An 18,466-nucleotide genomic window follows, 5' to 3' on the forward strand; every position below is an offset into this window, starting at 1 on the left:
GCGCCCGGCCGGGTAGCATGTGCAGCCGGTTTTTCATCCGCAAGCGCCCATGCCCACACACCCGTTTATCGACCCGGTCGCGCTGTCCATCGGCCCGCTGACCCTGTACTGGTATGGCCTGATGTACCTGGTCGGCTTCATCGCCTTCTGGGCACTCGGCGTCTGGCGCACGCGCACCCGCGACTGGGACCCCCTGCACCCCTGGCAGGTCGGCGACCTGCTGTTCTGGGGCGTGGTCGGGGTCGTGGTCGGCGGACGGCTCGGCTATGCCCTGTTCTACAACCTGGACGCCACACTGGCCGACCCGGTGAGCCTGTTCCGCATCTGGGAAGGTGGCATGGCCTTCCACGGCGGACTCGCCGGGGTGCTGGTCACCTGCTGGCTGTATGCCCGCAAGATCGGCCAGCCGTTCTTCCGCCTGACCGACTTCATCGCCCCGCTGATCCCGATCGGCCTCGGCGCCGGCCGCATCGGCAACTGGATCAACGGCGAACTGTGGGGCAAGCCCACCGACCTGCCCTGGGCCATGGTCTTCCCGGCCGCGGACTACATCCCGCGCCACCCGTCGCAGCTGTACCAGGCCTTTCTCGAGGGTCTGGTGCTGTTCGTGGTGCTGTGGATCGTCTCGCGCCAGCCGCGCCGCACGGGCCTGATCTCCGGGCTGTTCCTGACGCTCTACGGCGGCTTCCGCTTCGCGGTCGAGTTCGTCCGCGTGCCCGACGCCCACATCGGTTACCTTGCCTTCGACTGGCTGACCATGGGCCAGGTCCTGAGCCTGCCGGTTATCCTGTTCGGCGTGGCCCTGATCGTCTGGTCGCGGCGCAACCCGCTGCCCGCAGCCCGCCCGGCCCCGGAGGCCTCCTGAGATGCAGCAATACCTCGATCTGGTGCGGCACATCCGCGACCATGGCACGGATCGTCCGGACCGCACCGGTACCGGCACGCGCTCGGTATTCGGCTACCAGATGCGGTTCGATCTGGCTGACGGCTTCCCGCTGGTAACCACCAAGCGCACTCACCTGCGCTCGGTGATCCACGAGTTGCTGTGGTTCATCGCCGGCGACACCAATATCCGCTACCTGCGCGACAACAAGGTCCGCATCTGGGACGAATGGGCAACCGAGGACGGCGACCTGGGCCCGATCTACGGCGCCCAGTGGCGCAACTGGGCCGGCCACGACCAGTTGGCCGAACTGGTCGACAACTTGAAGAACCGACCGCACTCCCGGCGCCACATCATCAGCGCCTGGAACGTGGCCGATCTGCCCGACGAGTCCGTCTCGCCGCAGGCCAACGCGGCGGCCGGGCGCATGGCGCTGGCGCCCTGCCACACCCTGTTCCAGTTCTACGTGGCCGACGACCGCCTGTCCTGCCAGCTCTATCAGCGCAGCGCCGATGTCTTCCTCGGGGTGCCGTTCAACATCGCCAGTTACGCGCTGCTGACCCACATGCTCGCGCAGGTGGTCGGCCTGAAGCCGGGCGAATTCGTGCACACCTTCGGCGACGCCCATCTCTACCGCAACCACCAGGACCAGGTCGAAGAACTGCTCGGACGCGAGCCGCTGCCGCTGCCGACCCTGCACCTGAACTCCGACGTCACCGACCTGTTCGCCTTCACCTTCGACGACATCGAGGTCCGCGACTACCAGTCTCACCCCCCGATCAAGGCCCCCATCGCCATCTGACTCCGCTACCCTCGCAAATGGATACCGGCAAGGAAGCCGAATGAAGATCAAGGAACTGATCAGATGCCTGGAACGCGATGGATGGGTTCAGGTTCGACAAAGAGGCAGCCACCGCCAATTCAAGCATCCAACGAAGCCGGGACTTGTAACCGTGGCGGGAAAACCTGATCTGGATATTCCCCCCGGAACACTGAACAATGCGCTGAAACAGGCGGGTCTCAAGGACAAAAACCCGAGGAGGCGATGATGAACTACACCGTGATCATCGAGGAAAGCGAGGATGGTTGGGGTGCATATGCGCCCGATCTGCCCGGCTGTATGGCCTCGGCGGCCAGCCGCGAAGAGGTCGTAACCCTAATCCGGGAGGCCATCAAGTTCCATCTCGAAGGCCTCCGGGAGCAAGGGGAGCCCATTCCCGAGCCGCACTGCCAGAGCGAAATCATTCAGGTCGACGCCGCCTGACCCATCCGCGATCGGACTATCTCTACATGCGCCAACCCGAGATCCACCTGATGGTCGCGCTCGATCCGGATCACGTGATCGGGCGCGACAACGACCTTCCCTGGCATTTGCCGAAGGACCTGCAGCACTTCAAGCGCGTGACCAACGGCCACCCAATGATCATGGGGCGGCGCACCTTCGAGTCCATCGGACGACCGCTACCGAAGCGGCGCAATCTGGTCCTGACCCGCCAGGCGGACTGGCGCGCCGACGGCGTCGAGGTCTACCCGGATCTGGACGCGGCCCTGGCCAGCATCGAGGCGGGTCCGGCCTTCGTGATCGGCGGCGCGGGTCTGTTCCAGGAGACCCTGCCACGCGCCGACGTGCTGCACCTGACCCGCGTGCACGAGCGCCACGCCGGGGATACGTACTTCCCCGCGATCGACCCCACGGACTGGGACGTCGTCTGGTCCGAACACCACGAGGCCGACGACCGCCACGCCTGCCCCTTCACCTTCGAACGCCTCGAACGCCGCCGCTGACCGCTCCCTGGCGCCCTTTTTGTTCACCACGAAGCACACGAAGGCACGAAGAAAAGCTAGGTCAAGGGCGTTAACAGGAAGATGAGAAGATTTGAAGGATGATATGAATCAGGGCTAACCAGCGTGCGCAGGCCCGCACCGCAGGGACAGACCCATTTCAGAATCCTTCCTGACTTCCTTTCTTCCTGTTCAAGCTTTTTGCTTTTGACCTGGCCTTTCTTCGTGCCTTCGTGTGCTTCGTGGTGAATACAAAGGGGTTCAGCGGCCGCCGAAATGGGGGATCAGGCGGCCCGGCAGCAGATGCAGCAGGATGAAGCCGAGCATCGCGGCGACCACGATGGTCGGGCCGGTCGGCGTGTCGTACTGGAAGGACCCCCACAGCCCGGCCCCCACTGCCAGCATGCCGATGATGCCGGCAAGGATCGCCATCTGCTCGGGGGTGGTGGCGAAGCGCCTTGCACTGGCGGCCGGGATGATCATCAGCGCGGTGATCAGCAACACCCCGACGACCTGCATCGCCGCGGCGATCACCAGCGCGATCAGCAGCATCAGGCCCAGCCGTACCAGCAGCACCGGTACGCCCTCCACCTGTGCCAGCTCCTCGTGCACCGTGAGCGCCAACAGCGGGCGCCACAGGACGATCAGCAGCAGCAGGGCCACGCCGCCGCCAATGGCGATCGACAGCAGATCCCCGGTCCCGACCGCGAGGATGTCGCCGAACAGGTAGGCCATCAGGTCCACCCGCAGGCCCTCGATGAAGGTAACCGCCACGATCCCCAGTGACAGTGCGCTGTGCGCGAGGATCCCGAGCAGGGTGTCCGAGGCCAACTCCTGGCGCCGCTGCAGCAGTACCAGCAGGATCGCGATGGCCACACACACCAGCGTGACCATCAGGTTCAGATTCAGCCCCAGCAGCACCCCGAGGGCCACGCCGAGCAGGGCCGAGTGCGACACGGTATCGCCGAAATAGGCCATGCGCCGCCAGACCACGAAGGCCCCCAGCGGCCCGGCGACAGCCGCCACCATCAGCCCCGCCAGCAGCGCGCGCACCAGGAAGTCGTCAAGCAGCCCTTCCATCATCGGGACCCGCCTCCGCCGGGGCCGGACTGCCGGCCATGGGCACAGCCAGCGTGGTGTTCGTGCACCTCCCCGGCCACGTCATGCACATGGTCGTGATCGTGCCGGTAGACCCCGATGCCCTGCATGTCCGACTCCGGGAACAGGCGCTGGTATTCCGGGTGCCGCGATACTTCTTCCGGCCGGCCGGTACAGCACACATGCTGGTTCAGGCAGATCACGGCATCGGCCCCCGCCATCACCAGGTGCAGGTCGTGCGAGACCATCAGCACCCCGCAACCCGTCTCGTGGCGGATATCGTCGATCAGTTTGAACACCTCGCCCTGGCCGACGATATCCACCCCCTGAGCCGGTTCGTCCAGCACGAGCAGGTTCGGTCGATTGAGCAGCGCGCGGGCGAGCAGTACCCGCTGCATCTCGCCCCCGGAGAGCGACTGCACCGGTTTGTGCAGCAGATGCGGCACCCCCACCCGCTCCAGGCGCTCGCGCAGCACCGTCTCCGGGGCCCGCTGGCGCAGGGTCAGGAAACGCCGCACCGACAGCGGCAGCACCGGCTCGATCTGCAGGCGCTGCGGCATGTAGCCGATGCGCAGGCCGCGTCGGCGCTGCACCCGCCCGTGCCCCGGCTTCCACAGTCCCAGCAGTACCCGCAGAAGGGAGGTCTTGCCGGCGCCATTGGGGCCGATCACCACCGTCACCTCGGCCGGGCGCACCTGCACCGTCACGTGGTCGAGGATCACCCGTCCGGAACGCTCCAGCGAGACGTCGCGGGCCGCCAGCAACGGGGCGGCATCGTTTTCCGGAGCGGCTGCCCGGGAGGGGATTTTTTCAGGCATATTGGTATACTATAACGTTATTAGACCCGATGGAGAATCCGCCCATGCGTCCCGCCGACCGGCGTCCGAATCGTCTCGCCCTGTTGACTGCCCTGGCACTGTTGCTGGCACTCGCTGCACCGGCCCAGGCCGAAGGCACGCGTATCGTCGCCTCGATTCTACCGGTCCACAGCCTCGTTGCGGCGCTGGCGGGGGACACACACGAGGTCGAGCTGCTGGTGCCGGCCAGTGCCTCGCCGCACGGTTACGCTATGCGGCCCTCCGAGGCCCGGCGCCTGCAACAGGCCGACATCGTGGTCTGGGTCGGTCCGGAACTGGAAGGCTTCCTTGAACGCTCGTTGCAAGGGGTGACCAACCGCGCGACCGTGATCAGCCTGTTGCACGACCTGGACCTGCCCCTTCTGGAGGGGCGCAGCGGTGGCGTCTGGGAGGGCCATCACGACCATGGCGACCATGGCGACCACGCGCACGACGATCAGCCTCACGACCACCACGGGCATGGCGAGCGCGGCGATCACCACGAAGCGCTCGACAGGCATGAACACGACCACGCTGACCACGAACACGGGGACCACGCACACGCCCATGACACGCATGCCCCCGATGCACACGGATCCGGCGACCATGGGCACGGCGGCCATGACCACGATCATGGGCATGCGCATGGCGATGTCGATAGTCATCTGTGGCTGTCGCCGGCTGTGGCGACGGCCGTCGTCGAACAACTGGCCGACCGCCTCGCGGAACACGACCCGGACCAGGCCGCCACCATCCGCGACAACCGGGATCGCCTGCTCCAGCGCATCGAAGACCTGGATGCCGGGATCGCCGAACAACTGGCGCCGGTGCGCGACCAGCGCTTCATGGTGTTCCACGACGCCTACCAGTACTTCGAGCGGCACTACGGCCTGAACGCGGCCGGCTCCATCAGCGTCGACCCGTCGCGCATGCCCGGGGCGCGCCGACTGTCCGAACTGCGCACGCGCCTGGCCGAGGGCGATGTCACCTGCCTGTTCACTGAACCCCAGTTCCGCCCGGCCCTCGCCGAGACCGTGGTCGAAGGTACGGACACCCGCCTCGGCATGCTCGACCCCATCGGGGCGGAGCTGGAGCCGGGCCCGGATGCCTGGTTCGACCTGATGCAGGGCCTGGCCGACGGCTTCACCGACTGCATGGCGGCGGACGCTCGCTGATCGCCACACGCCCCGCGTCCGCCATCCCGGGCACCGCGCAGCGGTGACCCCGGAGCCTCGCGCCTCGTGGTACCTCCTGCGCCAGAGATCCCGGCTCTACACTTCGCTACGGCCGGGATGAGCCAGGCCAGCGGCACGGATGCCCCGACGATCAGAGCAGAACCAGGCCCCAGACCAGTGCCGCCAGCAGGAAGCTGACCAGCACGGCGGCCGAGGCAATATCCTTGGCCCGCGCCGACAACGGGTGATGCCCGTCGCCGAAGCGGTCGATCGCCGCCTCCACCGCCGAGTTCAGCAGTTCCACCACCAGGATCAGCAGCACGCTGCCCGCCAGCAATGCGCGTTCGACGCCATCCTGCCCCAGCACCATCGCCAGGGGCAGGAGTACGACCGCCAGCGCCAGCTCCTGGCGAAATGCGGCCTCGTGACGGAATGCCTCGCGCAGCCCGCGCCAGGAATACCCGAACGCGTGCCACACCCGACTCAGGCCGCGACGCCCGCTATGCGCCATCGGGTTCGTCCCCGGTCCGGACGACCGAACCTGCCGGCCGGTCCGCGATCGCCACCCGGTTGCGACCCTCGCGCTTTGCCCGGTAAAGCGCCTCGTCGACCCGGCGCAACAGGTCACTGCGCGGTTCGCCAAAGGTGAAGGCCGCCACCCCGAGGCTGATGGTCACGCGGCCCACCTCGGGGAAGGCATATTGGGCCACGCGTGCGCGGATCGATTCGGCGACCCGTGCACCCGCCTCCGCGTCGTCCCCCGGCAGCAGGACCATGAATTCCTCGCCGCCCCAGCGCCCCAGCACGTCCGAAGCGCGCAGGCGCTCGCCCGCCACCCGGGTGACGTCCTGCAACACGACATCCCCGGTGGCATGGCCATAGGTATCGTTGACGGCCTTGAAATGATCAAGATCGAACATCACTAGGGAAAAGGCCTGTCCATAGCGTTCGGCACGCCGGAGTTCGCGGTCCAGCAGGCTTTCGAAGTACCGCCGGTTGGCGACACCGGTCAGACGGTCGTAAAACGCCTGACGCTCCAATTCAGCCTGATTGCGCTCCAGCTCCATCTGCGTGGTCTTGAGTTCGGTGATATCGACGGCGGTGCCCGCGACTCGGGTAACGTGACCCTCCGGATCCGTCACCGGATAGCGGTGGACGCGCACCCAGCGTTGCTCCCCATCCGGCCGCCGGATCCGGAAAGTCTCGTCGGTCCGGGCATTCCACAGTGGCTGCGCCAGAAAAACGGATTCCACCCGTGCCCGGTCCTCCGGGTGTACCGCCTCCAGCATCGCCGCCGGATCGCGCAACAGATGTTCACGACTGTAGCCCCAGACCCGCTCGTAGGCCGGGTTCACGTACAGGATGGAGTCCGCGTCCTGGAGCCAGAAGACCTCGTTGACCGAGCCGGCCAGCTGGCGGAATCGCTGCTCACTCTCGCGCAGGGCCTCTTCGACCGCCTTGCGCTGCGAGATGTCGCGCAGGATGGTGGAGATCTGTCGCACATCCCCGTGGCCATCGCGGCGTACGACAATCACCTGCGACACTGGCACCTCCCGACCCTGGGCGTCGAGTATCGCGGTCTCCCCTTCCCAGACCCCGTCCCGCATCGCGACGGGTGCGGCCTCCTGGAGGATCTGGTCGGCCGCCCAGGGCGGGTGGAACCGCCGAATCGCGGTCTCCAGAGAGCCCGTTTCGGCCGGCAGATCGCGGCTGTTCCAGCCGCCTTCGGGATCCCAGGGCTCCCCGGAGGACAGGGGCAGGCCGAACAGACGCCGCCCGGCACCATTCAGGAACAGCATGTTGCCGGCCGGGCCGTGCATCGCGACCACGTCCGGAGTGGACTCCAGGATGCCGACCAGCCGGCGCAGGTTCTCCTCCAACGCGTGGCGTTCCGTCACGTCCTGCACGGTCCCCATCATGCGACAGGGTTTGCCCCCTGCATCGTGTTGCGTCGATCCGCGTGCATGGACTACGCGCTCGCGCCCGTCGGGGCGCACGATCCGGAAATGGATGTCGTACTCACCACTCTCCAGCGAGGCCTCGACCGTCGCGGCCACGCGATCGCGGTCGTCCGGGTGCACGGCCTGCAGGAATCCCGCGTAGTTCGCCTCCTGATCTTCCTTGCGCAGACTGAAGAGACGGTAGACCTCGTCCGACCAGTGTGTGCGATCGGCCGCGATGTCCCAGACCCAGCTCCCCATGTGCGCGATGCGCTGTGCCGCGGCAAGCTCCTCGCCCCGCGCGCGCAGGGCGTCCTCCATAGCTACCTGCTCGGAGATGTCGATCATCACCCCGTGCCAGACGATGCTGCCATCCGGGCGCGGTGCCTCCGGGGTCGCGCGACCCTCGACCCAGAGCGTCCCGCGCAGTGGATGACGTACGCGATAACGGACCTGCCAGGGGCCCATGGTGCGCGCCGACTCCTCGATGCTCGCCTGGATACGCGGAAGGTCGTCTGGATCGACCCGGGCAAAGGCGGCATCCGCGTCCTCCTGGATGAGATCGGGAGAAACCCCGTACACCCGCTGCGCACCCTCGCTGACAAACGGGAATTCATGACGACCGTCCGGATACAGCCGGTACTGGTAGATCGCACCCGGCAGATGACCGGTCGCCTTCAGCAGGTGGGCCTCGCGCTCGCGCCGGGCCGTCTGGTCCTGGAACGAGACCACGGCGCCGTCCACCCGACCGGACACGTCGAATGTGGGTGCGGCAAACACACTGACCGGGAACAGGCTCCCGTCGGTACGCACGAAGTGATCATCCCAGGCCTCCAGTGGCCTGCCCGTCTCGAGGGCGCGGTAGATGGGACAGGCCTCTGGCGGGTAGGGCGTCCCATCTGCCAGCACGTGATGGTTGGTCGAATGCGATTCCTGCCCCAGGGCATCCAGCTCCCGTTCGAAACCCAGCAGACGGCAGGCCGCCGGATTCAGGAAGGTGTAACGGCCATAGCGATCCAGCCCGAATACGCCTTCGGCAAGGCTTGCCAGCAGGCGCGTCTGGAACGCCTCGGCCGCGCGCAGCTCGGTGATGTCCTCGATCACCCCGTCGAACACACACTGACCGTCCGCATCCTCGGTCCGGTAGGCGTTAATTCGGGCGCGGAAGGGGCGCCCCCGCAGCGTCTTCAGATCCACCTCGCGTCCGACCACCCGCCCGTACGCCGCCAGATCGCGACTGAGCGCCGTCCGCTCGGCAGGGTCCCGGTAGAGCTCGCGGACCGGCGTCGATCGCAGCTCGGTCTCGGTCGCGGCCTCGAACAGCTCCACCATCGCCGGGTTGAGCCGCACGAAGCGGCCCTCCGGCCCCGGTGTATTGCGGTAGACGCCCACCGGCAGCCGGCCGAACGCCACCCCGTAGAACTCCAGCTCGCGTTCGTAGCGGCGGGTCTCCGAGACATCGTGGATGATCGAGTAGAGGTAGCGCCGGCCGTCCAGCACCACCGGACCCGAATACACCTCGACATCGCGCACGTCGCCACCGCAGACGCGGTGCCGGAAGCGGAAGAACCGGCGCTCCTCGCGCGCCGCCCTGGCCATCTCGGCGCGTACCTCGGCCGCCGACAGCGTATTGATCTCGTGGATGTGCATCGCCTTGAGCCGCGCGACCGAATAGCCGTAAAAGGCCTCCGCGGCGGGGTTGGCATCCACGATGGCACCGTCCTCGGGATCGATCAGCAGCTTCGGCGCGGTATTGGCGGTAAAGGTCTGCTCGTAGACCTGGGCCGCGGAGTCGCCCGGCTCCCGGCGCTGCACCGTGGCCAGCCGCCCGTCCGGATCGGGCGCCAGCACGACCGTGCAGGCCATCGGCGCTACGCCTCGATCACCCGGGGCCGCAAGCTCCAGGTCCAGGGTGACTTCGCCCACTCCGGCGCGGGCCAGCGCATCGCGCAGGGCCTTGCGCGCGTCCTCGGGGACACACTCGGCCAGCGACTGCCCCTCGAGATCCTCCGCGGCACAGCCCAGCCAGTCCGCCAGGCGCGCGTTGGCGGCCCGCACGCGACCGTTCGCGTCCAGATACAGCAACCCCACGGCCGCGCGATCGAACAGACCGTCACGCCCGGATTCTGCCCGCGCGTCCCCCGCTCCGGCTCGGCGTCCATGGTCGTTCAATCGCGTCGCACCACCTGATTCCGTCCGGAATGCTTGGCCCGGTACATCGCGTCGTCCGCGCGCTTGATCCAGTCCTTGATCGCCTCGCCCGGGCGACATTGGGCCACCCCCAGACTGATGGTCACCGATCCCACATGGGGCAACTCCAGCGCGGCCACCTGGCGCCGCAGGTCCTCCGCCAGGCGACAGGCCGCCTCGGCCTTCGTGCTCGGGAGCAGGACCATGAACTCCTCCCCGCCCCAGCGACCCAGCACATCGGCCTGGCGCAGCCGATCGCTCGTGGTGGCGACCACGCGCCGGAGCACCTCGTCCCCGACATCATGGCCATGGGTGTCGTTGATCCGCTTGAAATGGTCCAGGTCCAGCATCACCAGCGAGCAGGGATCTGCATAGCGATCGGCGCGCCGGGCCTCCTGTTCCAGCAGGGCCTCGAAGTGGCCGCGATTGGCCGCATCGGTCAGCGGATCGTAGAAGGCCTGGTGTTCCAGCGCCGCCTCCAGCTCCTTCTGCCGCGAGATATCGTGAAACATGGCGACGTAGTACTCGATCGCCCCGTTGGCATCCCGGATCGCGGTCACGATCTCGTGCAGCGGGAAGACGCGGCCGTCCTTGCGCCGGTTCCATACCTCGCCCGACCAGTGCCCCTGCTCGCGCACGGCCCGAAACATCTCCTCGTAGAAGCTGCGGTCCTGGCGGCCGGAGTTCATGATCCGGGGGTTCCGGCCCAGCGCATCGGCCTCGGTGAAGCCGGTCAGCTCGGTGAAGGTGGCGTTGACACGCTGGATCGTCCCCTCGACGTCGGTGATGAAGATCGCCTGACTGCTGTCGAAGGTCGCCGCCAGCAGGCGCTGCTCGCGCTCCAGCTGGTGACGCTCGGTGATGTCCTGCACCGTCCCGATCATGCGCAAGGCCCGGCCGTCCTCGGCGAATTCGACGTAGCCGCGCTCGTGCACCACGCGTTCCTCGCCGCCGGGGCGCAACACGCGATGGATGGTATCGAACGTTCCTTCCCCGGCCATCGCCGCATCCACCTCGGCCTGGATACGGTCGCGATCGTCGGGATGGACGGACTGCATGAAGGCCTCGTGCGTCCCGCCCCACTGGCCGCGACGCAGGCCGAAGATCCGGAAGACCTCGTCGGACCAGCGAATCTCGTTGCGCACGAAGTCCGACACCCAGTTGCCGATGTGGGCAATCCGCTGGGCCTCGGCCAGTTCGCGCTCGCGCAGATGGAGCGCCTCCTCGGCGTGCACTCGCTCGGAGATATCCAGGATCACGCCGTGCCACAGCACACTGCCGTCGTCCAGGGCCTCGGGGCTGGAATGCCCTTCCAGCCAGATCTCGCCACGCTCGGGATGACACACCCGGTAGCGCTGGCGCCAGGGCGCCAGGCAGCGCATGGACGCCTCGATGCTCGCCCGCACCCGATCCACGTCCTCGGGATGGATCACCTCGAAGACACAGCGGGCGTCGCGCATCACCGCCTCGGGCGTGACCCCGTAGATATCCACGATCCCCTCGCTGGCATACGGGAACGCCGCATGCCCGTCCGGGAACTGGCGGTACTGATAGATCACCCCCGGCAGGTTCTGCGCGATCTTCTCGAGGTGACGCTCCGTTTCCACCCGGGCGCCCACGTCCTGGAAGGCGCCGATCAGCTCGACCACCGCCCCCTGGTCATCCCGGATCACAGTGATCTGGTCCTCCAGCCACTGCCAGTGTCCGCCGGGCATGCGCTGGCGGTAGTTCAGGCGGCAGAATCCGCGGGCGCCTTCCGCCAACCAGCGTTTGATCTGGCTTGCGCAGCGCCGATAGTCCTCGGGGGCGAGATGGGTGAGGAGCCAGTCCGGCTCGCGCGTGATCTGCTCCGGACTCCAGCCGGTCACCGTCTGCACGTTGCGGCTGAGCCAGGTCATGGTGCCCAGATCCGACGGATCCATGGTATAGATCACCGCCGGGCTGGCCCGCAGGAGGGTCTCGGTGCGCTGCTCGGCCGCCTTGCGCGTGCCGATATCGTTGACCACCACGAGCAGCGCCTCGGGGCTGTCCTCGGTGGTCGGGATGCGGCTGGTCGTCAACTCCACCCACTGGGCCTGGTCGGTGGCATCCAGCAGCCGAGCCTCGACCTTGCCGTTGCCGCACCCGCCATTCAGCAGGGCATGGCGATGAGCCTCCACCCGCTCGCGGTCGTCCGGGCAGACGTGCGCTTCCAGCGTGGCACCGGCCAGATCCGCCGGATCAAAAGCCAGCAGGGCCCCAAGGCGGAGATTGGCGCGCAGGATGCGCCCCTCGGTATCCATCTCGGCCAGCCCCACCGGCGCATGTTCGAACAGCGCCGCATAGCCGTGGATGGCACAAATCTCGCTCATTGGATTGCATTCCTTGCCCGTCTTGGTCTCTCTTGGCGGAGACTTGATCGACACACGCTCGCGGTGCCGGCTGCCCTCGGGCCTGACAGTGCTTGAGTAGACTGAATCCAGAAACTACCAGATGCCGAGTCTGGTTTCTGCTTGCCCCTACAAAATCGCGATTACTGCCGTACAAAACGAGAACACCCCCGACAAGCGGGGGCGTCTCGAGCAGGGCGCCGAAGCGCCCGGGGTGGATCCGACCCTAGCCGTGAGTACCGGTCCGGGGCGCGCTTTCGCCCCCCTCGTCGGTGGGCTGGAACACCACATCCAGCGCCTTGGCCGCGGCCACCTCGTTGAAACGTCGATTGGGCAGCGTGTGCGGGGCGGCCTTGATGGTCTCCATGTCGTTCTCCGACTCGGCCAGGATGCAGGCCATCGCCTCGACGAAGCCGTCCAGCGTCTCCTTCGATTCGGTCTCGGTCGGCTCCACCAGCAGGCACTCCGGCACCAGCAGCGGGAAGTACGTCGTCGGCGCGTGGTAACCGTGGTCCAGCAGGCGCTTGGCGACGTCGCCCGCGGTCAGGCCGCGTTCCTTCGCCTGCTTCTTCAGCGTGACGATGAACTCGTGGGTGGCGCGGCGCTTGGGATAGGCCAGATCGAAACCGGCCGCGGCCAGTTCCCGGGCCAGGTAGTTGGCGTTCAGGGTAGAAAACTCGGAGACCCGCACCATGCCCTCGCGGCCCAGCATGCGCATGTACACATAGGCGCGCAGCAGCACGCCGGCATTACCGGCAAACGCGGACAGGCGGCCGATGCTCTGCGGGCGGTCGGACTCCTCGGCAAAACGGTAACCGCCCTGCTCCGCTTCGATCACGTGCGGGATCGGCATGAACGGCAGCAGGCGCTCGGAGACGCCCACGGCACCGGAACCCGGACCACCCCCGCCATGCGGCGTGGAGAAGGTCTTGTGCAGGTTCATGTGGATCACGTCGAAGCCCATGTCCCCCGGGCGCACCTTGCCAAGGATCGCGTTCAGGTTCGCGCCGTCGTAGTACAGCAGGCCGCCGGCGTCATGGACGATCTTCGCGATCTCGGAGATCCGCCGCTCGAACACGCCCACGGTGGACGGATTGGTCAGCATGATCCCGGCCGTCTGCGGGCCCACCGCGGCCTTCAGGGCCTCGATATCCACGTCGCCGGTCTCGTCGGTGGGGATCTCGCGCACCTCGTAGCCGCACATGATCGCAGTCGCCGGGTTGGTGCCGTGCGCGGCGTCCGGGACGATGATCTCGCGGCGTTCGGTATCGCCGCGGGCGTCGTGGTAGGCGCGGATCATGGCCACGCCGGTGTACTCGCCCTGGGCACCCGCCATCGGCGCCAGCGACACGTCCTTCATGCCGGTCACTTCCTTCAGCATCTCCTGCAGCTCGAACATGGTCTGCAGGAAGCCCTGGCTGTGGCTGGCCGGGGCGTGCGGATGCCGGTTCAGGAATCCGGGCAGCATCGCCAGGCTGTTACAGGCGCGCGGGTTGTACTTCATCGTGCACGAGCCCAGCGGGTAGAACTCGGTGTCGATGGAGAAGTTCTTCTGCGACAACCGCGTGTAATGCCGCACCACGTCCAGTTCCGAGGCAGCCGGCAGACCCGGCGCGGACTTGCGCTGCAGGTTCGCGGGGATACGGGTCGCGGCATGCTCGCGCGGCGCCTGGGCGACGGCCGAGCGACCGGCGCGGGAACGTTCGAAGATCAGATAGGCGTCTGTGGTGCTCATAGCGGTTTCTCGCTTGCATATTCGGGTGACGGCGACCGGGCACGGGCCCGGCCACCGGCGGCGCGGTGGCTCTCCGCGCCGGTTACTGGGTCGGGCTCAGGTTGGCCCGGTCATCCAGGGCCGCGAACGCGGCGTCGTAGTCCGGCTCGTCGCCGATCTCGGAGACCAGCTCGGCGTGCATCACCAGATTGTCGGTATCCAGCACGACCACGCCGCGGGCGGTGATCCCGGCCAGCGGGCCGTCCTGGATCAGCACGCCGTAGTCCTTGGCGAAGTTGCGATCGCGCATCATCGACAGCACGGTCACCCGCTCGAGGTTCTCGGCGGCGCAGAAGCGGCTCATCGCGAACGGCAGATCGGCGGAGACGATCAGGATCTCGAGATCCGGACGGCTGGCCACCATCTCGTTGAACTTCTTGGTGGAATCGGCGCAGACCGGCGTGTCCAGGCTGGGCACGATGGAGATCAGCTTGCGCTTGTCGCCGAAGTCCGCCAGCGAGACATCCTGCAGATCCTTGTTGGTCAGCTTGAAGTCCGGGGCCGGCGAGCCCACATGCGGCAGGTCGCCGTTGGTGTTGATCGGGTTACCTTGCAGCTTGATTTCGGCCATGGTTGCCTCCCGGCGTTGTGTGTATGGCGCGTGGTGTCGTTACGGGGAATCGAACCGCCTCAGGCGGCCTGCTCCCACGTGGTCACGTACTGCTCGAGGTCGGATTCGGTCTTGGTCTCGGTGGCGCAGGCCAGCACGCAGCCATCCAGCTGCGCGTAGTCGCGGCCCAGCTCGAAGCCCGCGAGCACGCCGGCGTCGGCCATGGTCTGCACGCGGCTGGCGGCATTGCCGCCGAAGTCCAGCGCGACTTCGTGGAAATATTCGCCGGTAAAACGCGGCTTGATGCCCTTGGCCGCCAGCTTTTCCACCAGTGCGTGGGTGTTGGCATAGCAGGCCTCGGCCACGCGGGTCAGACCCTCGTCACCCAGCATGGACATGTGGATGGTCGCGGCCGTCACCACCAGGCCCTGGTTGGTGCAGATGTTCGAGGTCGCCTTGGAGCGGCGGATATGCTGCTCGCGCGCCTGCAGGGTCAGCACGAAGCCGGGCTTGCCGTCGGCATCCTCGGCGCGGCCGACGATCCGCCCCGGCATCTGCCGGATGTGCTTCTTCAGGGTGGTCATGAAGCCGAAGTACGGCCCGCCGGAGGACAGCGGCGCCCCCAGTGGCTGGCCCTCGCCGACCACGATGTCGACGCCGTTGGTGCCCCACTCGCCCGGCGGCTTCAGCAGCGCCAGCGAGACCGGGTTCACCACGGCGATCACAGGGATGCCGCGCTCCTCGGCCCAGCCGGTCAGGGCGTCCACGTCCTCGAGGATGCCGAAGAAATTCGGCTGGCTGATCACCATGGCGGTGACGTCCTCGTCGGCATACGGCGCCAGGGCGTCCACCGGGGTCTGGCCGGTGGTCTCGTCGAACGGCAGCTCCACCAGCTCGATGCCCTGGTTGCCAATCAGCGTCCTGACCACCTTGCGGTAGTCCGGGTGCAGCGCGCCCGGCAGCAGCACGCGCTTGGCCTTGGAGCGGCGGTTCACGCGCACCGCCATCAGCACGGCCTCGGCCAGGGCGGAGGCGCCGTCATAGAGGGAGGCGTTGGAGACCTCCATACCGGTCAGGCGGCTGATCATGGTCTGGTATTCGTAGATCAGCTGCAGCGTGCCCTGGCTGGCCTCCGCCTGGTACGGCGTGTAGGCGCTGTAGAACTCGCCACGGGTGGCGATCTGCCACACGGCGGCCGGGATATGGTGCTCGTAGGCACCGGCCCCGATGAAATTCGATGGCATGCCGTCCTTCGCCGCCCGCTCCTGCATCAGGCGGGTGATCCCCATCTCGTTCTCGCCCTCGGGGATCCCCGTGAGCGGCGGCGAACGCAGATCGGCGGGGATCTCGTCGAACAGGTCCTCGACGGATTCGGCACCGATGCGGTCGAGCATGGCGCGGATGTCTTCTTCGGTATGCGGGATAAACGGCATGTCAGGTCTCGCTTTCGCCGATTGCGGCGAACTTCGGTTGGGTCCCGGCCGGACGCGGCCGGGACCGATGATGCACAGCTACGCTCAGGATTCGGCCTCGACGTGCGCGGCATAGGCATCCGCGTCCATCAGGGCGTCCAGCTCACCGGCATCGGAGGGCTTCACCTTGAACAGCCAGCCGTCCTCGAAGGGGGACTCGTTGACCTTCTCGGGGCTGTCCGCCAGGTCCTCGTTCACCTCGGTCACCTCGCCGGAGATCGGCGCATAGATATCCGAGGCGGCCTTGACCGATTCCACGGTGGCACAGGCCGAACCCGCCTCGATGCTGCTGCCCGCTTCCGGGGCCTCGACGAACACCAGATCGCCCAGCAGTTCCTGCGCGTGATCGGTGATGCCCACGGTCACGCTGCCATCGGCCTCGCTGCGCACCCACTCGTGGCTCTTGGTGTACTTCAGGTCCTTCGGTGCTTCGCTCATGACGTCTTCCTTTTTCGTTTGGATCCCGCCTGCGCAGTGTAGTCCGGCACACGCGGCATGAGGCAATAATTCGTTAGCGATTCAGTTCGATCTGCGGCTCGCCATTGCGGACGAACACCGGCTTCACCACGCGCACCGGCAGCTTGCGGCCGCGGATGTCCGCGTGCAGCTCCTCGGCCTCGACCCCGGCCGGGATCCGCGCGAAGGCGACCGACACCCCGAGGCTGGGCGAAAAGCTGCCGGAGGTGACCACGCCGTCGCCGGCCTCGGTCTCGATGCGGGTGCCGCCACGCAGCACCCCGCGCCCGTCCAGCACCAGCCCGACCATGCGTTCCGGCACGCCCTCGGCCTTCGACCGCTCGATCGGCGCGCGGCCGATGAAATCGCGTTCGGCATCCTTAAGCGCGATGGTCCAGCCAAGGTTCGCGGTCAGCGGATTGGTCTGGTCGTCCATGTCCGTGCCGTAGAGATTCATGCCGGCCTCCAGGCGCAGGGTGTCGCGCGCGCCGAGACCGATGGGGTGCACGCCGGCGGCCTTCAGCTTCTCCCAGAAACCGTCGGCGGCCTCGGCCGGCAGCATCACCTCGAAACCGTCCTCGCCGGTGTAGCCGGTGCGGGCGACGAACCAAGTGTCATTCCAGACCGCGGAGAACGGCTTGAGATCCCCGGCACTACGCAGGTCATCCGGCAGCAGCGGCAGGGTCTTCTCCACCGCCTGCGGGCCCTGGATCGCGATCAGCGCGAACTCCGGGCGCGGCTCGACGTTCACATCGAAATCCTTCGCGACCTTCTGCATGTGGGCGATATCGCCCTCGGCGGTAGCGGCATTGACCACCGCGCGGTAACTGGCGCCCCCGGTCCAGTAGATGATCAGGTCATCGATCACCCCTCCGGCCTCGTTCAGCATGCAGCTGTACAGCGCGCGGCCCTCGGTCTTGAGCTTGGCCACGTCGTTCGCCAGCAGGTAGCGCAGGAAGGCCTGCGCCTGCGGGCCATGGATATCCACGACCTGCATGTGCGAGACGTCGAACATCCCTGCGGATTGGCGCACGTGCTTGTGCTCCTCCATCTGGGAGCCGTAGTGCAGCGGCATCTCCCAGCCGGCGAAATCGACCAGCTTGGCCCCCGCGCGCTGATGCGCGGCATGGAGCGGAGTTGTCTTCAACGTCGTCATCTGATTCTCGCCTTGCGTCCGTTTCGTGGTCGATTCGCCGGCAGCCGCCGGTGGAACCGCGAGGCCCGGTCGCCGTGCGCCGGGCATAAAAAAAGGGGCGGCCAGCAGGGATTATCTGCCAGCCGCCCCTCTGTCCTGAAACCTGAGAGTTTGCGTCGCGTCAATCCGTTTCCGGACTGCGTGACCGCCCCCTTCGGTGGGCCGTTTCCGGCCGCTCTCCAGAGTGTGTCTCCTGCACCGTTCCGGTCCTGTAGCCTGAGCGATTCCGGGCGGATGTTGCGCCTTCGGCGTCTGCCAATCGACTCGCGATCGCAGATCTCTTCCAGAACGGTGTGCGGGCATTGTCGGGCACCCGCAGACGAAACTAATTGTAGACCAAAATATCTCCGGCGCGAAAGCCCGGACGCCCGGCGGCGACTTTCCGGCCCGGAGCAACCGCTCGACCCGCGCCCCCTTCGCGCAACCGGGGCACCGTCATTGCGTACATGGACGCCCCCGGTTTGCCAAGCGTTTGAGTGATGGTTTCGGGGCGACGATTGCTCCCGTACATTCGGACTGCGTGTGCGGCTTTCATTCGCCACGGTCCCGGATGGATTCCGCGGGTGGAGGGTCCCAGCGAGGTCACGCACTCGAGGTGCTTCGCAATGATCGGACTGGCCCCCACCGGGATCGCTCCCGTTGCCATCATGCTCAATCGCTTGCGCAATCGAGGGTTGGGTACGTAATAACGCGTTCGCTTCTCCGTTTTTGTAGGCTTACGCGGCGACGCCGCGCAGGCCGGGGTC

16 protein-coding genes and 2 riboswitches are annotated in these 18,466 nt (G+C 67.0%); of the genes, 6 read left to right on the forward strand and 10 right to left on the reverse strand.

Features of this window, described 5'->3' with window-relative positions:
• The first annotated feature begins 49 nt into the window (after positions 1-49).
• Genes lgt through H609_RS0110120 form a run of 5 tightly spaced genes read left to right on the forward strand, consistent with a single transcriptional unit; the run spans position 50 to position 2,668 of the window.
• Positions 50-865: a prolipoprotein diacylglyceryl transferase gene (gene lgt, locus H609_RS0110105; protein ID WP_028484886.1), complete on the forward strand. Its 816-nt coding sequence runs from the start codon at positions 50-52 to the stop codon at positions 863-865.
• A 1-nt stretch (position 866) separates the two neighbouring features.
• Positions 867-1,685, forward strand: coding sequence for a thymidylate synthase (locus H609_RS0110110; RefSeq protein ID WP_028484887.1), 819 nt, complete (start codon positions 867-869; stop codon positions 1,683-1,685).
• Positions 1,686-1,725: 40 nt separating this feature from the next.
• Positions 1,726-1,932: a type II toxin-antitoxin system HicA family toxin gene (locus H609_RS13970; protein WP_018867849.1), complete on the forward strand. Its 207-nt coding sequence runs from the start codon at positions 1,726-1,728 to the stop codon at positions 1,930-1,932.
• Entirely contained in the window at positions 1,932-2,147 is a 216-nt protein-coding gene (locus tag H609_RS0110115) for a type II toxin-antitoxin system HicB family antitoxin (RefSeq protein ID WP_018867850.1), read from the forward strand. The genes H609_RS13970 and H609_RS0110115 overlap by 1 nt, the downstream gene beginning before the upstream one ends.
• Positions 2,148-2,173: 26 nt before the next feature.
• Positions 2,174-2,668 (forward strand): dihydrofolate reductase, encoded by a 495-nt coding sequence (locus H609_RS0110120; RefSeq protein WP_028484888.1) that lies wholly within the window; start codon positions 2,174-2,176, stop codon positions 2,666-2,668.
• Positions 2,669-2,926: 258 nt separating this feature from the next.
• Here the strand turns inward: H609_RS0110120 and znuB are convergent, their stop codons facing one another.
• Together znuB and H609_RS0110130 are read right to left on the reverse strand one after the other, a co-directional pair.
• Positions 2,927-3,748: a zinc ABC transporter permease subunit ZnuB gene (gene znuB, locus H609_RS0110125; RefSeq protein ID WP_028484889.1), complete on the reverse strand. Its 822-nt coding sequence runs from the start codon at positions 3,746-3,748 to the stop codon at positions 2,927-2,929.
• Positions 3,745-4,527, reverse strand: a complete 783-nt coding sequence (locus H609_RS0110130) for an ATP-binding cassette domain-containing protein (RefSeq protein ID WP_028484890.1) — start codon at positions 4,525-4,527, stop codon at positions 3,745-3,747. The genes znuB and H609_RS0110130 overlap by 4 nt, the downstream gene beginning before the upstream one ends.
• Before the next feature lie 98 nt (positions 4,528-4,625).
• Here H609_RS0110130 and znuA point away from each other — a divergent pair, with 98 nt between their 5' ends.
• The gene (gene znuA, locus H609_RS0110135; RefSeq protein ID WP_028484891.1) at positions 4,626-5,774 is read left to right on the forward strand and encodes a zinc ABC transporter substrate-binding protein ZnuA; all 1,149 of its coding nucleotides are present in this window, start codon (positions 4,626-4,628) and stop codon (positions 5,772-5,774) included.
• A 151-nt stretch (positions 5,775-5,925) separates the two neighbouring features.
• Here znuA and H609_RS0110140 read toward each other — a convergent pair whose 3' ends face one another.
• The 8 genes from H609_RS0110140 to gcvT form a co-directional block, all read right to left on the reverse strand.
• Positions 5,926-6,285, reverse strand: a complete 360-nt coding sequence (locus tag H609_RS0110140; RefSeq protein ID WP_028484892.1) for a diacylglycerol kinase — start codon at positions 6,283-6,285, stop codon at positions 5,926-5,928.
• Positions 6,275-9,886: a PAS domain S-box protein gene (locus H609_RS0110145; protein ID WP_051206777.1), complete on the reverse strand. Its 3,612-nt coding sequence runs from the start codon at positions 9,884-9,886 to the stop codon at positions 6,275-6,277. Before H609_RS0110145 ends, H609_RS0110140 begins: the two co-directional genes overlap by 11 nt.
• Positions 9,883-12,255 (reverse strand): sensor domain-containing diguanylate cyclase, encoded by a 2,373-nt coding sequence (locus H609_RS0110150; RefSeq protein WP_028484894.1) that lies wholly within the window; start codon positions 12,253-12,255, stop codon positions 9,883-9,885. Before H609_RS0110150 ends, H609_RS0110145 begins: the two co-directional genes overlap by 4 nt.
• Before the next feature lie 244 nt (positions 12,256-12,499).
• On the reverse strand, positions 12,500-14,008 hold the full coding sequence (gene gcvPB / locus H609_RS0110155; RefSeq protein WP_028484895.1) for an aminomethyl-transferring glycine dehydrogenase subunit GcvPB: 1,509 nt from the start codon (positions 14,006-14,008) through the stop codon (positions 12,500-12,502).
• Between the two features lie 82 nt (positions 14,009-14,090).
• On the reverse strand, positions 14,091-14,618 hold the full coding sequence (tpx, locus tag H609_RS0110160; RefSeq protein WP_018867859.1) for a thiol peroxidase: 528 nt from the start codon (positions 14,616-14,618) through the stop codon (positions 14,091-14,093).
• Between the two features lie 59 nt (positions 14,619-14,677).
• Positions 14,678-16,030, reverse strand: coding sequence for an aminomethyl-transferring glycine dehydrogenase subunit GcvPA (gcvPA, locus tag H609_RS0110165; RefSeq protein WP_018867860.1), 1,353 nt, complete (start codon positions 16,028-16,030; stop codon positions 14,678-14,680).
• Between the two features lie 84 nt (positions 16,031-16,114).
• The gene (gcvH, locus tag H609_RS0110170) at positions 16,115-16,507 is read right to left on the reverse strand and encodes a glycine cleavage system protein GcvH (RefSeq protein ID WP_018867861.1); all 393 of its coding nucleotides are present in this window, start codon (positions 16,505-16,507) and stop codon (positions 16,115-16,117) included.
• A gap of 73 nt (positions 16,508-16,580) precedes the next feature.
• Positions 16,581-17,681, reverse strand: a complete 1,101-nt coding sequence (gcvT, locus tag H609_RS0110175) for a glycine cleavage system aminomethyltransferase GcvT (RefSeq protein ID WP_018881526.1) — start codon at positions 17,679-17,681, stop codon at positions 16,581-16,583.
• Positions 17,682-17,801: 120 nt separating this feature from the next.
• A riboswitch (glycine riboswitch) is annotated at positions 17,802-17,913 on the reverse strand.
• Between the two features lies 1 nt (position 17,914).
• A riboswitch (glycine riboswitch) is annotated at positions 17,915-18,016 on the reverse strand.
• Positions 18,017-18,466: the final 450 nt, after the last annotated feature.

Origin of the sequence: Thioalkalivibrio sp. ALE17 (assembly GCF_000425605.1) — a bacterium.
In the GTDB taxonomy this organism is placed as follows: domain Bacteria; phylum Pseudomonadota; class Gammaproteobacteria; order Ectothiorhodospirales; family Ectothiorhodospiraceae; genus Thioalkalivibrio.